This window comes from Pseudomonas sp. USHLN015, assembly GCF_037153275.1.
Lineage (GTDB): Bacteria > Pseudomonadota > Gammaproteobacteria > Pseudomonadales > Pseudomonadaceae > Metapseudomonas > Metapseudomonas tohonis.
This window is the reverse complement of the sequence record NZ_JBBCKP010000001.1, coordinates 81,296-94,258: the sequence shown is the minus strand read 5'-3', so window position 1 is coordinate 94,258 and position 12,963 is coordinate 81,296. Positions and strand designations below refer to the sequence as shown.

The window sequence follows — 12,963 nt, the reverse complement described above, 5'->3', positions numbered from 1 at the left end:
GTGAGATGGACAAGCGCGCCGCGCCGGCACAATGACGGGCGCCGACGGGCATCTCTGGTGGCTGCCGGGTGCCTGGCGTATCCTGCGCGCCATCCAAGAAACACGACCATTCCTCGGGGGGAATCCATGTCTGCTGCCTGGCTGCGCACCTGCGCGCTGATTCTGTTGGGAGTGCTCAGTGCGGTTGCGCAGGGCAAGGAAAAGCAACCGGCCGCCATCGTGGTCGGCGGTGGCATGGCCGGCCTCACCGCCGCCTACGAATTGCAGCAGCAGGGCTGGCAGGTGACCCTGCTGGAGGCCAAGCCGAGCATCGGCGGGCGCTCGGGCCTGGCCAGCACCGAGTGGATCGGCTCCGGCAAGCTGCAGCCGACCCTGCATGCCTACCTCAAGGACTTCAAGCTGGCGACCGTGGCCGCGCCTGACTACGTGCGCACCCCCGGCTACCTGATCGCCGGTCGCTACTTCAACGAGGCCGACCTGCTCAAGGAAGCACCCACCACGATCGAGGGGCTCAAGCGCTTCGACAAGAGCCTGGACGACCTCGCGGCCTCCATCGAGGACCCGCTGCAACCGCTGGTCAACACCACCCTGAAGACCCTCGACTCCATCAGCGTGGCGCGCTGGCTGGACAAGCTGGCGCTGCCGCCGACCGCCCGCGCCCTGGTGGACCAGCGCATCCGCTCGCGCTACGACGAGCCTTCGCGCCTGTCGCTGCTCTACCTCGCCCAGCAGGGCCGGGTCTATCGCGGCCTGCCTGAAGGCGACCTGCGCGCCGCCCGCCTGCCTGGCGGCAGTGCGGCCCTGGCCCAGGCGTTCGCCAAGAAGATCAAGACCATCAAGACCAACGCGCGGGTCTCCGCCATCGTCCAGGACAAGGACAGCGTCACCGTGAAAGTGGGCGGCGCCGGCTACAGCGCTGACTACGTGGTGCTCGCCGTGCCGCTGCCGGCCCTGGACAAGATCAGCCTGACACCTTCCCTGTCGGCCCTTCAGCTGCGCTCGCTGAAGGACATCAACTACGGCTGGCGCGACCAGATGCTGCTCAAGTTCAAGAAGCCCGTGTGGGGCAAGTCGCGCCTCTCCGGCGAGGTCTACAGCGACCAGGGCCTGGGCATGATGTGGGTCGAACCCGCGCTCAAGGGCGGCGCCAACCTGCTGGTCAACATTTCCGGTGACAACGCCCGCCTGCTGCAGGCCTTTGGCGATCGGCAGATGGTCGACCAGGTGCTGATCCGCTTCGACAAGCTGTTCCCCGGCGCCCGCGAGCAGTTCTCCGGCTACGAGCTGCGCCGCTACGGCAAGGACTCCCTGGTGGGCGGTGCCTACCTGGCCTATGGTCCCGGCGAGATCAGCCTCTACTGGCGCATGTGGGAGAAGCCCCTGGGCCGGGTGATCTTCGCCGGCGAGCACACCGATGCGCTGTACCCGGGCACCCTCGAAGGCGCCCTGCGCAGCGGCCAGCGCGCCGCCGGCCAGGCCCGCGACCTGTTCGCCGGCAAGACGCTGGAGCCGGTCGAGCAGGTCGCCGTCGCCACGCCCGAGGCGCCGGCCAAGGCCGAAGCCAAGGACGAGAAGAAGGGTTTCTTCTCCCGCCTGTTCAACTGACGGGGACGCGGGCGCAACGCCCGTGACCTCCAGTCGCCTCCCGGGTGCCGTTCGTGCACCCGGGATCGAACTTCCCGCTCGTCACCCCGCCTAATTCGCGCTTAGCGCCGTTCGTTATATCTATCGTTTTACTCGATATTTCAAAGCGACATTTTCTACTTTTATTCGATATTTTTGCCGCTAGGCTTGGTCAATCCGATTTTCAAGGAACCCTCCTGATGCAGTGGCGCAATACCTCCAACCGCTTCGGCCTCGTCAGCATCGTCCTGCACTGGGGTGTCGCCCTGGTCGTCTTCGGCCTGTTCGGCCTGGGGCTGTGGATGGTCGGCCTCGACTACTACAGCGGCTGGTACAAGACCGCCCCGGACATCCACAAGGGCATCGGCATCCTGCTGTTCCTGGTGATGCTCGCGCGGGTCGGCTGGCGCTTCGTCAGCCCGCCGCCGCCGGCCCTGCCCAACCACGACCGCCTGACCCGCCTGGGCTCCAAGCTCGGCCACCTGGCGCTCTACCTGGGCCTGTTCGCCATCATGGTCTCGGGCTACCTGATCTCCACCGCCGACGGTCGCGGCATCGCCGTGTTCGGTCTGTTCGAGGTGCCGGCGACCCTGACCAGCATCCCCGACCAGGAAGACGTCGCCGGCGCCATTCACGAGTACCTCGCCTGGGGCCTGGTGATCTTCGCCGGCATCCATGCGCTCGCTGCGCTCAAGCACCACTTCATCGATCGCGACGCCACCCTGACCCGCATGTTCGGGCGCGCCGCCAAATAAGCCGCACCCTCACAAGGAGAAATACCGATGCTGAAGAAATCCATCGCTGCGCTGACCCTCGGTGCCGCCCTGTTCGCCGGCCAGGCCATGGCTGCCGACTACGCCATCGACAAGCAAGGCCAGCACGCCTTCGTCAATTTCAAGATCAGCCACCTGGGCTACAGCTGGCTGTACGGCACCTTCAAGGACTTCGACGGCTCCTTCAGCTTCGACGCCAAGGCGCCGGAAGCGAGCAAGATCAAGGTCACCCTGCAGACCGCCAGCGTCGACACCAACCACGCCGAGCGCGACAAGCACATCAAGAGCGGCGACTTCCTCAACGTGAGCAAGAACCCGACCGCCACCTTCGAGTCCACCGGCGTGAAATCCACCGGCAACGGCACCGCCGACGTGACCGGCAACCTGACCCTGAACGGCGTGACCAAGCCGGTCGTGGTCAAGGCCAAGTTCATCGGTGAAGGCGACGACCCGTGGGGCGGCTACCGCGCCGGCTTCGAGGGCACCACCACCCTGAAGCTGAAGGACTTCGACATCCAGAAGGACCTCGGCCCGGCTTCCCAGGAAGTCGAGCTGATCATCTCCTTCGAGGGTGTGCGCAAGTAACGCTGCGCGGATGACGAAGAACGCCGGCTGATGCCGGCGTTTTTCTTTTTGTGAGGCAGCGCCGTGTCGGAGCTGAGCCCTTCCCGGGCTGAAGCCTGCTTATGGCGCTCCGGGATCACAAATGAAAACGCCGGCCCTGGGGCCGGCGTTCTTCATCGTCTTGCAGCTCAGCGGTTGCGGGTCAGCAACGCCGGCTTCTCGCCACGGGGGCGGCTGTTGGACAGCTGGTCCAACTGCTCCGCAGTGGGGAAGCGATCACCCTTGGATTCCTTGTGGATGATCTTCGGTTGCGGCTTGCGCGGCTCCTGCACGGCGGGTTCTTCGCGGGAGCGGGAGGTACGTGGCTCGTCGCGACGGCCCTGGCCACCACCGGTGCCGCGGCCCTGGCCCTGACCATTGCGGCGCTGGCCGTTGCCGGCACCCTGGCCGGAACCACCGGCACCGACGCTGCGGGCCTTGCCCTGGCCTGCACCCTGGCGCGCACCGGCGCCCTGGCCCTGGCTTCTGCCCTGGGGCTGGCCCTGAGCTTGGCCGCCACGGCGGTTACGGCTTTGGGATTTGTCCGGATAGGGGCTGACGTAGTCAGCGCGGTTGCCGAAGTTGTCCACCTCATCGTCGAGGAATTCTTCCGGATCGCGATCACGTGCGGGTTGCGGCGGGCGTACCGGACGCGCCTGCTGCTGGACGGCGGGTGGTTGGGCGTTCTCGCCTTCCTTGCCTTTGCCCTTGCCGCGGCGGTTGCGGCTCTTGCGCGGTTTGCCCTCGCCGTCGGCGGCGGGCGGGGTGGTTCCTTCGCGCTTCGGTCGATCGGCACGCGGCTGGCGAGCCGGTTGTGGCGGACGTACGTCAGGGCGTTCGGCTTCCACCGTGGAGGCGTCGAAGCCCTGCATGTCGCCATCGGGGATGCGTTGCTTGGTCAGGCGCTCGATGGCCTTGAGCAGCTTCTCTTCGTCGGGGGCGACCAGGGAGATGGCTTCGCCGCTACGACCGGCACGACCGGTACGGCCGATGCGGTGCACGTAGTCTTCCTCGACGTTGGGCAGCTCGTAGTTGACCACGTGGGGCAACTGGTCGATGTCCAGGCCGCGTGCGGCGATGTCGGTAGCGACCAGGATGCGTACGTTGTTGGCCTTGAAGTCGGCCAGGGCCTTGGTGCGCGCGTTCTGGCTCTTGTTGCCATGAATAGCGGCGGCCGGCAGGCCATGCTTGTCGAGGTACTCGGCCAGGCGGTTGGCGCCGTGCTTGGTGCGGGTGAACACCAGCACCTGCTCCCAGGCGCCGACGGTGACCAGGTGGGCGAGCAACGCGCGCTTGTGGTTGGCCGGGAGGCGGAACACCCGCTGCTCGATGCGCTCGACCGTGGTGTTCGGCGGTGTCACTTCGATGCGCTCGGGGTTGTGCAGGAGCTTGCCTGCGAGGTCGGTGATGTCCTTGGAGAAGGTCGCCGAGAACAGCAGGTTCTGGCGCTTGGCCGGGAGGCGCGCGAGGACCTTCTTCACATCGTGGATGAAGCCCATGTCGAGCATGCGGTCGGCTTCGTCCAGCACGAGGACTTCCACGTGGGATAGGTCGATGCTGCCCTGGCCCACGAGGTCCAGCAGGCGCCCGGGGCAGGCCACCAGGACGTCGACGCCCTTGGCTACGGCCTGGACCTGCGGGTTCATGCCGACACCGCCGAAGATGCAGGCGCTGGCCAGCGGCAGGTCACGTGCATAGACCTTGAAGCTGTCGTGCACCTGGGCGGCGAGTTCGCGCGTCGGGGTCAGGACCAGAACGCGAGCCTGGCGCGGGCCATGGCGGTGCGACTTGTCCGGGTGGCCGTTGGGGAAGAGGCGCTCGAGAACCGGGAGGGCGAAACCGCCGGTCTTGCCAGTGCCAGTCTGCGCCGCAACCATCAGGTCGCGACCTTGCAACACGGCGGGGATGGCCCGCTGTTGCACCGGAGTGGGCTGGTTGTAGCCGGCTGCTTCCACAGCACCGACTAAAGCCTCGGAGAGACCGAGGGAGGCAAAGGACATGGGAGATCCTGTCTAGTTAGGGCTTGGCCCGGGGGAGTGTCTGCCTGGCTAGAAAATCGCAGCGGGGAGGCGCGATTCCCGTCCGGTCCTGCTGGCCTGGGGGGCCAACATCCGGGCGTATGCCTGGCGGGAGCCGGGAGTATAACAGAGCATTTCCGGCGTGCAGCCTATCGACTGCTCAACGGCGTTCGCGCCGCGACGGCCTGGCCGGGCGCGAGGTAGCGGGCCTGCAGCGCGGCGTAGCCCGGCTCCTCTTTGAAACGGCGCAACTCCTCGGCGAAGCGCCGGGCCAGTTCCTGCAGTTCCGGAGCCCGGCGGAAGGCGATGTAGAGGGCGTCCTCGCCCACGGCCAGGGGATGGTGGGCGATCTGTCGCGACAGCCCCAGCCGCTCGGCGAGGTAGAGCCCGGCGCGGCGGTCGTTGACCACCAGGTCGACGCGGTCGCGCACCAGCTTGCCGAAGTTGGCCTCGTGGCTGGGGGCGGGCTCGCGGGTGAACAGCGGCGAGGTGCGGAAGGCCGTGTCGCCATACCAGTAGCCGGGCGAGACGCCGACCTTCAGGCCCTGCAGATCCTGCAGGCCCGTGAAGGGGTAGGGCCGCGAGCGGTCGTAGAAGAGCACGAACTCGGTCTGCGACAGCGGCTCCTCGGCGAAATGCATGCGCGTGCGGCGTTCGGCGGTCATGAAGATGTCCAGGATCGCGTCGGCCTGGCCGTTCTCCATCTCGGTGAGGCAGCGCTTCCAGGGCATGAACTGCCACTGCACCTCCACGCCCAGGCGGCGAAACACTTCCTCGGCGGCGCCATGGTCCAGGCCGCGTGCCTGTCCGTCTTCCTCGAACACGTAGGGCGCCCAGGGGGCGGTGACGATGCGCAGCGGCTCCGCCTGGGCGAGGGGGCCAAGGCAGGTGATCAGCAGCAGGACGAGAAGGTGGCAGAGTGCTGGCATAGGGCCAGAATACGCGGCGCTTCCCGGGCTGGGAAGTGATTGCCGGTGCCGCTCGATGGCTCAGGGATTGAGCAGGAACACCACGTAGCCGCGGAACCAGGGGCTGTCTTCCAGATACTCCGGGGCCTTCCATTCGCCGCCCTGGACCAGGCCGATGCGGTAGGGCAGCTGCAGCCTGGCGACGCGGGGCAGGTAGCGGGCGTTGTCGGGGATGCTGTGGCGGCCCTGGTAGGTCTGCACCACCACCTCGTCGAGCACCTTGCCCAGGCGGTTGAGCACCGCCGGGTCGCCGTTGCTGCCCCAGTCGAGCAGCCCGGTGATGCCGAGGCGGTACTGGCGGGGCAGGCGCTGGCGCAGCTGCTCGAGGAAAGCGGCGTAGCCGTCCAGGTGCAGGGTGCGGGCGTCGAAGTCGATCTGCACGCCGACCACCGGGTTGCCCGCGCGGCGCCAGCGCTCGAGCTGGGCGAGGAGGGTGGCGTAGACGGGCTCGGTCCAGCGCAGGGTATGGGCGCGGTACACCACCCAGACCTCGCCTTGCGACAGGCGCGGCACTGCCATGCCCTGGGCGATGAAGCGCGCCTGCGGGTCGCCGCTCTGGCGCGGCCCGTCGATCTGGCCCTGAAGGATGTAGAGCGTGCGCGCCTCGGCCAGCACCGCCTGGGAACGCACGCCGCTCCAGACCCAGAAGGCATCGTAGTCGGCGGCATCCACCCGTTCCGCGGCGAGGCCGGGAAGGCTCGCCAGGGCCAGCAGCAGGGCCAGCGCCCTGGCGATCACGCGTCGCTTACCAGTAGTACTTGAGCTTCTGCGCCCAGGGGTTGCCCGGGTAGTTCTTCTTCAGGTCCTGGAACCACTGCTTGCGCTGGGACTTGGCGATGTCCTGGCCGTCGCAGGTGTTGTAGCCGGAGGGGGCGAAGCAGTTCACCGCGCGGAATAGCGCATAGGCCATTTCGTCGGCGCTGGCGTGGGGATCGTCGATGGTCCGCTGGTAGCCGGCCAGGCGCGACCAGGGCGAGCCGGGGAAGTCGGTGGTCGAGCCGCCCAGCTCGTCTTTCGGCGGCTGGTCATTGAGGCTGAAACCGTCCAGGCCGTTGGTGCGGATGAAATCGCCCAGGCAGTTGAGTGCCAGGCCGTCGCCGTCGTTCTCCTGCAGCCGCTCGGCGACCTTGGCCAGTGATGGGCAGGCGTACTCGCCGGCGCCGGACTGGCCGGCCCAGGCGAAGCGGCCGACGGCCCAGGTGGCGCCTTCCTCTACCTTGGGCGCCGGGTCCGGCAGCAGGGCCAGGTCTTGCTGGAAGTGGGCGTAGTCGCCGAACACCAGCTCCTTGTAGAGCAGGGTGAACAGGGCGGTGTCACGCTCGGCGGCGGGCGCGGCGCTGTCCTTGGCCTGCTGGCGCAGCAGGTCGGCGGAGGCGAGGTTGCGCAGGACGATCTCGCGGATCGGCGCGGTGCGGATCGGTGAGTCGGCGGCGAAGATCTCGGCCACCTTGCCAGTGCGCGAGAGGTTCAGTGCCAGGGCCAGTTCGAGCTGGCCGCGCTGCAGCGCGGACGGCTGGCGGGATAGCAGCTGCAGCCAGAGCTCGCGTGCCGCGTCGGGTTTGCCGGTGGCTTCCAGTGCCAGGCCACGCAGGGTTTCCTGGCTGAACACCAGCAGGCTCATGGGGGCCTGGGTGTCGCCGGCGGGCAGGGCCCCCAGGGCCTTGGCGGCATCGCCACCGCGGTAGAAGTGCCAGGCGGCGACGAGGTAGTCGTGCAGGCCGGGTTGGCTGGCGAAGCGCTGCTTCTGCGCCTGCAACTGTTCCAGGCTGATGCTCGGGCTGAGCTCGCTGCCGGGCTTGCGCAGGCGGATCAGGTCCATCACCGCGAGCAGGGTCGGGTCCTGCACGTCCTCGGGCTTGAGCGCCGGCAGCAGCTTGACATCGAGCTCCTCGATCAGCGCGCGGCCGTTCATGTTGCGCTGGGCGCTGTCCTCGTCCTGGGCGAACTGCCAGGCGTACTCGGCGGCGAACTTGCGCGGGTCGTCCAGCAGCCAGTAGACCTTGCGCAGCAGGCCGCGCGCGGAGGCGTGGTAGAGCCCTTCGGGGTAGGCCTGCAGGTAGGCCTTGAGGCCGGACTCGGCGCTGGCCATGGCGTTGCGGTCGATCTTGGCCAGGTCGGGGATGCCGTACTCGTCGAAGGCGTCCTGCTGGGCCTGGTTCAGTTCCACGCGCGCCTGCATGTACAGGGCGGTTTCCTTGAGCCAGGGCTGCTCGCTGCTGGCGAGGCCGGCGAACTGCTGGCGGGCGCCGGCGAAGTCGCCCCGGTAGAACGCGTCGGCACCGGCCAGGTAGTTGGCGAAGGCCTGGGCGACGGGGGAGGTGAGCAGGGTCGCGGCGGGCAGTACGTCTTCGGGTTGCGGGTCGCCCTCGCCGCAGACGGTGAGCAGGTTGACGCGGCTGTCGGCCAGCGCCTTGCGCTCGCGGGCCGAAAGCGCCTCGGTGCCGGCCAGTTGGTCGACGAAGGCATGGGCGCTGTCGAAGTCGTTGCTGCGGCAGCGATTGCCCTCGCCTTCGGCGAAGTAGTGCTCGGCCAGGTCGGTCTCGCCCAGTTCGACACCCAGCTGCTCGAGCGCCAGGGACAGGTTTTCCTTGCGCGGGTCTTCCTGTTCGGTCTCGGTGTTCTCGGTGTCGTTCTCCTGGCCTTCGCTGGCCTTTTCACGCTCGGCCGCCTCGGCCACGGCTGGGTCGAGCATCTCCAGGGTGAAGGGCACCTGGGCGTAGCCGTCCTCGTAGCCGCTGGTGGACTTCAGCGTCTGTGGCAGGCGCAGGCGGCCGGCGTCGGCCAGCAGCAACTGCAGGTTGGCGCGGCTGTCGTTGCCGGGGCTGAGGAAGGGCAGGTTGCTGCACCCCATCAGCTGGTCGCCGGCGATGGCCCAGGTCGGGCTGCAGACGAAGTCGAAGCTGGCGAAGGCGCTGGGGCTGGCACAGCCGATCAGGAGGGCGAGCGGGGCAAGGCGGAGGGTGGTCTTCATGGTGTCTTCCTTGAGTGAAGGGGCCGGCGCATCCTGCCGCCGGCCCTTCGCCTCAACGTGGCAGTTTGAGGTTGTTCCAGATGGCCAGGCTGGGTTCGGCCTGGTTCAGGGTGTAGAAGTGCAGCCCCGGTGCGCCACCCTGGAGCAGGCGCTCGCACATCTCGCTGACCACCTGCTCGCCGAAGGCCTGGATGCTTTCCAGGTCGTCGCCGTAGGCTTCCAGCTGCTTGCGGACCCAGCGCGGGATCTCGGCGCCGCAGGCATCGGAGAAGCGCGCCAGCTTGCTGTAGTTGGTGATCGGCATGATGCCCGGGACGATCGGCAGGTCCACGCCCAGCTTGCGCACGCGGTCGACGAAGTAGAAGTAGCAGTCGGCGCTGAAGAAGTACTGGGTGATGGCGCTGTCGGCACCGGCTTTCGCCTTGCGGGCGAAGTTGGCCAGGTCGTCTTCGAAGTTGCGTGCCTGGGGGTGTACTTCCGGGTAGGCGGCGACTTCGATGTGGAAGTGATCGCCCGTCTCGGCGCGGATGAACTCGACCAGTTCGTTGGCGTGGCGCAGCTCGCCGCTGGCCATGCCCATGCCCGAGGGCAGGTCGCCGCGCAGCGCGACGATGCGCTTGATGCCGGCGGCCTTGTACTGCTCGAGCAGGCTGCGCAGGTCGGCCTTGCTGTCGCCGACGCAGGAGAGGTGCGGCGCGGTCGGCACCTTCACGTCGCCATCGAGCTGCAGCACGGTGTTGAGGGTACGGTCGCGGGTCGAGCCACCGGCACCGTAGGTGCAGGAGAAGAAGTCCGGCTTGTAGGTGGCCAGCTGACGCGCGGTGTTCAGCAGTTTTTCATGCCCGGCTTCGGTCTTGGTGGGGAAGAACTCGAAGCTGTAGCGGCGTTCTTGAGACATGGAGAAGGGTTCCTTCTCAGCTGCAAGGTGCAAGCTGCAAGCTGCAAGAGGGCGTTGCCGGCCCTTTCTTGCCGCTTGCAGCCTGAAGCTTGCCGCTGCTGATTAGTAGCGATAGCTGTCCGGCTTGAACGGGCCGGAGGCGTCGACGCCGATGTAGTCGGCCTGCTGCTTGGTCAGCTGGGTGACGACGCCACCGAAGCCCTTGACCATTTCCAGCGCCACTTCCTCGTCCAGTTTCTTCGGCAGGACTTCCACGGTCAGGCGCTCGGCTTTCTTCTCGGCGGGGAGGTCGGCGAACTTCTGTTCGAACAGGAAGATCTGCGCCAGCACCTGGTTGGCGAAGGAGCCGTCCATGATGCGGCTCGGGTGGCCGGTGGCGTTGCCCAGGTTCACCAGGCGGCCTTCGGCCAGCAGGATCAGGTAGTCGTCGTTGGCCGGATCGAAGCTGCCGGCGCCGGTGCGGTGGACCTTGTGCACCTGCGGCTTGACCTCTTCCCAGGCCCAGTTCTTGCGCATGAAGGCGGTGTCGATCTCGTTGTCGAAGTGACCGATGTTGCACACCACGGCGCGTTTCTTCAGGGCTTTGAGCATGCCGGCGTCGCAGACGTTGACGTTGCCGGTGGTGGTGACGATCAGGTCGATCTTGCCCAGCAGGGCGGCGTCGATGCTGGCTTCGGTGCCGTCATTTATGCCGTTCTTGTAGGGGGAGACCAGCTCGAAGCCGTCCATGCAGGCCTGCATGGCGCAGATCGGGTCGATCTCGGAGACCTTCACGATCATGCCTTCCTGGCGCAGGGACTGGGCGGAGCCCTTGCCCACGTCGCCGTAGCCGATCACCAGGGCCTGCTTGCCGGACAGCAGGTGGTCGGTGCCGCGCTTGATGGCGTCGTTCAGGCTGTGGCGGCAGCCGTACTTGTTGTCGTTCTTGCTCTTGGTCACGGCGTCGTTGACGTTGATCGCCGGGACTTTCAGGGTGCCGGCCTTGAGCATGTCGAGCAGGCGGTGCACGCCGGTGGTGGTCTCTTCGGTGACGCCGTGGATGCGCTCGAGCATCTGCGGGTATTTCTTGTGCAGGATCTCGGTCAGGTCACCGCCGTCGTCCAGCACCATGTTGGCGTCCCAGGGCTGGCCGTCCTTGAGGATGGTCTGCTCGATGCACCACTCGTACTCCTGCTCGGTCTCGCCCTTCCAGGCGAACACCGGGATGCCGGCGGCGGCGATGGCGGCAGCGGCCTGGTCCTGGGTGGAGAAGATGTTGCAGGACGACCAGCGGACTTCCGCGCCCAGGGCGGTCAGCGTCTCGATCAGCACGCCGGTCTGGATGGTCATGTGGATGCAGCCGAGGATCTTCGCGCCCTTGAGCGGTTGGCTGGCCGCGTACTTGCGACGCAGGCCCATCAGGGCGGGCATTTCGGACTCGGCGATGATCAGCTCGCGACGGCCCCAGGCGGCCAGGGAAATGTCGGCGACCTTGTAATCGTTGAAATCGGCAGGCGTGATGACAGCGCTCATGCGTACTCTCCATTCGTTGTGTGCGAATGGGCGCCGTTGATGCGTTTGGATAACGCCCCATCCGAGCCTGACAGACCCCTTGGAGAACAGGCCTGCTGCAGCGCCCCTCGGACAGGTGGCGGGCGCGGCCGGTGGCCGCGTGAAGCCGGGGGATTATAGCTGCGCGAGGCGATCTGCCCAAGGTTTTCCGTCGTCCGGCGCGCGAACTATCAGGGTGATCGATTTCGTTGCGGGGACAGCGCGTCGGGCCTCTGCCATCATCCCCGGCGTCATCGACGCAAGGAGAAGGACGCATGAATTTCCATACGCGCAAATGGGTCAAGCCCGAGGACCTCAACCCCAACGGCACCCTCTTCGGCGGCAGCCTGCTGAAGTGGATCGACGAGGAGGCGGCGATCTACGCCATCATCCAGCTCGGCAGCCAGCGCGTGGTGACCAAGATGATGTCGGAGATCAACTTCGTCAGCTCGGCCCGCCAGAGCGACATCATCGAGCTGGGCATCACCGCCACCGAGTTCGGCCGCACCTCCATGACCATGCGTTGCGAGGTGCGCAACAAGATCACCCGCAAGAGCATCCTCACCATCGACCGCATGGTCTTCGTCAACCTGGGCGAGGACGGCAAGCCCGCGCCGCACGGCAAGACGGAGATCACCTACATCCGCGACCAGTTCAAGGATTGACCGCTACCAGCGGCCGGAGGCTCCGCCACCGCCGCTGGAACCACCGCCACCGCTGAAGCCGCCGCCGGAGCTGCCGGACGAGCTGCTCGAGCTGCTGTCCGACGAACCGCCGGAGGAGCCCGAGCCGCTGCCGAACTGCCAGGTCGACAGTGGCGCGACGATGAAGATGAACGCGAACAGGCCGATGAAACCCGCCGTGAGGGTGAAGAACAGCAGCAGGTCGGTGGGCGTGAGGGTGACCAGGCAATACGCCAGGGTCGCCACCGTCACCAGGCCGACGCAGGCGAAGTAGCGCTGCCCGTTGGGCTGCCGCGCCCAGGGCCTGGGAATGCGTTTGACCAGGGCCGGTGCGATGAAGAACTGGGCGAAGAACAGTATCAGGCTGAACAGGTTGATGCTGTCCGCCTGGCGGTTGCCGCCAACCGGTTCCGGCAGCGCCTCGCCGCGCACCAGGCCCGATAGGGCATCGGTGCCAGCCTGGATGCCGCCAAAGAAATCGCCCTCGCGGAAGGCCGGGGTGATGCGCTCGCGGATGATGCGCGAGGCCAGCACGTCGGACACCGCGCCCTCCAGCCCGTAACCCACCTCGATGCGCAGCGCTCGGTCGTCCTTGGCCACCAGCAGCAGGATGCCGTCGTCCACGCCTTTGCGCCCCAGCTTCCACTGCTCGAACACGCGGATGGCATAGGCCTCGATGCTTTCCTCGCCGGTGCTGGGGATGATCAGCACCGCGAGCTGGGCACCTTTCTCCTTCTCCAGGGCAGCGAGCTGGTGTTCGAGGGCGGCACTCTGGCCGGCGTCCAGGGTGGCGGTGAGGTCGGTAACCCGCTGCGTGAGGGCCGGCACCGGCTGCGCGGCGCCGGCGCCGAGGCTGACCAGCACCAGCAGCAGGCTGAACAGTGAGGCGCGCATGG

11 protein-coding genes and 1 riboswitch are annotated in these 12,963 nt (G+C 67.2%); of the genes, 4 read left to right on the top strand and 7 right to left on the bottom strand.

What is annotated here, in order from left to right:
* Positions 1 to 126 precede the first annotated feature (126 nt).
* From WFQ67_RS00405 to WFQ67_RS00395, 3 genes are all read left to right on the top strand, one after another.
* Positions 127 to 1,605, top strand: a complete 1,479-nt coding sequence (locus WFQ67_RS00405; RefSeq protein WP_173175038.1) for a flavin monoamine oxidase family protein — start codon at positions 127 to 129, stop codon at positions 1,603 to 1,605.
* 218 nt (positions 1,606 to 1,823) lie between these two features.
* Positions 1,824 to 2,378, top strand: a complete 555-nt coding sequence (locus tag WFQ67_RS00400; protein ID WP_173175036.1) for a cytochrome b — start codon at positions 1,824 to 1,826, stop codon at positions 2,376 to 2,378.
* Positions 2,379 to 2,405: 27 nt separating this feature from the next.
* Complete coding sequence (locus tag WFQ67_RS00395) at positions 2,406 to 2,981, top strand: YceI family protein (protein ID WP_021218384.1); 576 nt, start codon at positions 2,406 to 2,408, stop codon at positions 2,979 to 2,981.
* 167 nt (positions 2,982 to 3,148) lie between these two features.
* Here WFQ67_RS00395 and WFQ67_RS00390 read toward each other — a convergent pair whose 3' ends face one another.
* The 6 genes from WFQ67_RS00390 to ahcY form a co-directional block, all read right to left on the bottom strand.
* Positions 3,149 to 4,999 carry a DEAD/DEAH box helicase gene (locus WFQ67_RS00390; protein ID WP_337055912.1) on the bottom strand — a complete coding sequence of 617 codons (1,851 nt, stop codon included), beginning with the start codon at positions 4,997 to 4,999 and terminating at the stop codon, positions 3,149 to 3,151.
* Positions 5,000 to 5,166: 167 nt separating this feature from the next.
* Positions 5,167 to 5,946, bottom strand: coding sequence for a substrate-binding periplasmic protein (locus tag WFQ67_RS00385; RefSeq protein WP_337055910.1), 780 nt, complete (start codon positions 5,944 to 5,946; stop codon positions 5,167 to 5,169).
* A gap of 60 nt (positions 5,947 to 6,006) precedes the next feature.
* Complete coding sequence (locus tag WFQ67_RS00380; RefSeq protein WP_213627966.1) at positions 6,007 to 6,723, bottom strand: DUF3142 domain-containing protein; 717 nt, start codon at positions 6,721 to 6,723, stop codon at positions 6,007 to 6,009.
* A gap of 7 nt (positions 6,724 to 6,730) precedes the next feature.
* Positions 6,731 to 8,956: a hypothetical protein gene (locus tag WFQ67_RS00375; RefSeq protein ID WP_337055908.1), complete on the bottom strand. Its 2,226-nt coding sequence runs from the start codon at positions 8,954 to 8,956 to the stop codon at positions 6,731 to 6,733.
* 52 nt (positions 8,957 to 9,008) lie between these two features.
* Positions 9,009 to 9,854: a methylenetetrahydrofolate reductase [NAD(P)H] gene (gene metF / locus WFQ67_RS00370; RefSeq protein ID WP_213627970.1), complete on the bottom strand. Its 846-nt coding sequence runs from the start codon at positions 9,852 to 9,854 to the stop codon at positions 9,009 to 9,011.
* A 102-nt stretch (positions 9,855 to 9,956) separates the two neighbouring features.
* Positions 9,957 to 11,366, bottom strand: coding sequence for an adenosylhomocysteinase (gene ahcY / locus WFQ67_RS00365; protein WP_213627972.1), 1,410 nt, complete (start codon positions 11,364 to 11,366; stop codon positions 9,957 to 9,959).
* Between the two features lie 21 nt (positions 11,367 to 11,387).
* Positions 11,388 to 11,481, bottom strand: a riboswitch (S-adenosyl-L-homocysteine riboswitch).
* A gap of 178 nt (positions 11,482 to 11,659) precedes the next feature.
* On the opposite strand from ahcY, the gene WFQ67_RS00360 reads away from it, so the two are divergent.
* Entirely contained in the window at positions 11,660 to 12,049 is a 390-nt protein-coding gene (locus tag WFQ67_RS00360; protein ID WP_173175022.1) for an acyl-CoA thioesterase, read from the top strand.
* A gap of 3 nt (positions 12,050 to 12,052) precedes the next feature.
* Here the strand turns inward: WFQ67_RS00360 and WFQ67_RS00355 are convergent, their stop codons facing one another.
* Positions 12,053 to 12,961, bottom strand: coding sequence for a TPM domain-containing protein (locus tag WFQ67_RS00355; protein ID WP_337055907.1), 909 nt, complete (start codon positions 12,959 to 12,961; stop codon positions 12,053 to 12,055).
* Positions 12,962 to 12,963: the final 2 nt, after the last annotated feature.

Coding starts and splice junctions, on each gene's coding strand:
- WFQ67_RS00405 (WP_173175038.1), top strand. CDS start 127: ATGTCTGCTGCCTGGCTGCGCACCTGCGCGCTGATTCTGTTGGGAGTG.
- WFQ67_RS00390 (WP_337055912.1), bottom strand. CDS start 4,999: ATGTCCTTTGCCTCCCTCGGTCTCTCCGAGGCTTTAGTCGGTGCTGTG.
- WFQ67_RS00355 (WP_337055907.1), bottom strand. CDS start 12,961: ATGCGCGCCTCACTGTTCAGCCTGCTGCTGGTGCTGGTCAGCCTCGGC.
- WFQ67_RS00395 (WP_021218384.1), top strand. CDS start 2,406: ATGCTGAAGAAATCCATCGCTGCGCTGACCCTCGGTGCCGCCCTGTTC.
- metF (WP_213627970.1), bottom strand. CDS start 9,854: ATGTCTCAAGAACGCCGCTACAGCTTCGAGTTCTTCCCCACCAAGACC.
- WFQ67_RS00375 (WP_337055908.1), bottom strand. CDS start 8,956: ATGAAGACCACCCTCCGCCTTGCCCCGCTCGCCCTCCTGATCGGCTGT.
- WFQ67_RS00360 (WP_173175022.1), top strand. CDS start 11,660: ATGAATTTCCATACGCGCAAATGGGTCAAGCCCGAGGACCTCAACCCC.
- ahcY (WP_213627972.1), bottom strand. CDS start 11,366: ATGAGCGCTGTCATCACGCCTGCCGATTTCAACGATTACAAGGTCGCC.
- WFQ67_RS00385 (WP_337055910.1), bottom strand. CDS start 5,946: ATGCCAGCACTCTGCCACCTTCTCGTCCTGCTGCTGATCACCTGCCTT.
- WFQ67_RS00400 (WP_173175036.1), top strand. CDS start 1,824: ATGCAGTGGCGCAATACCTCCAACCGCTTCGGCCTCGTCAGCATCGTC.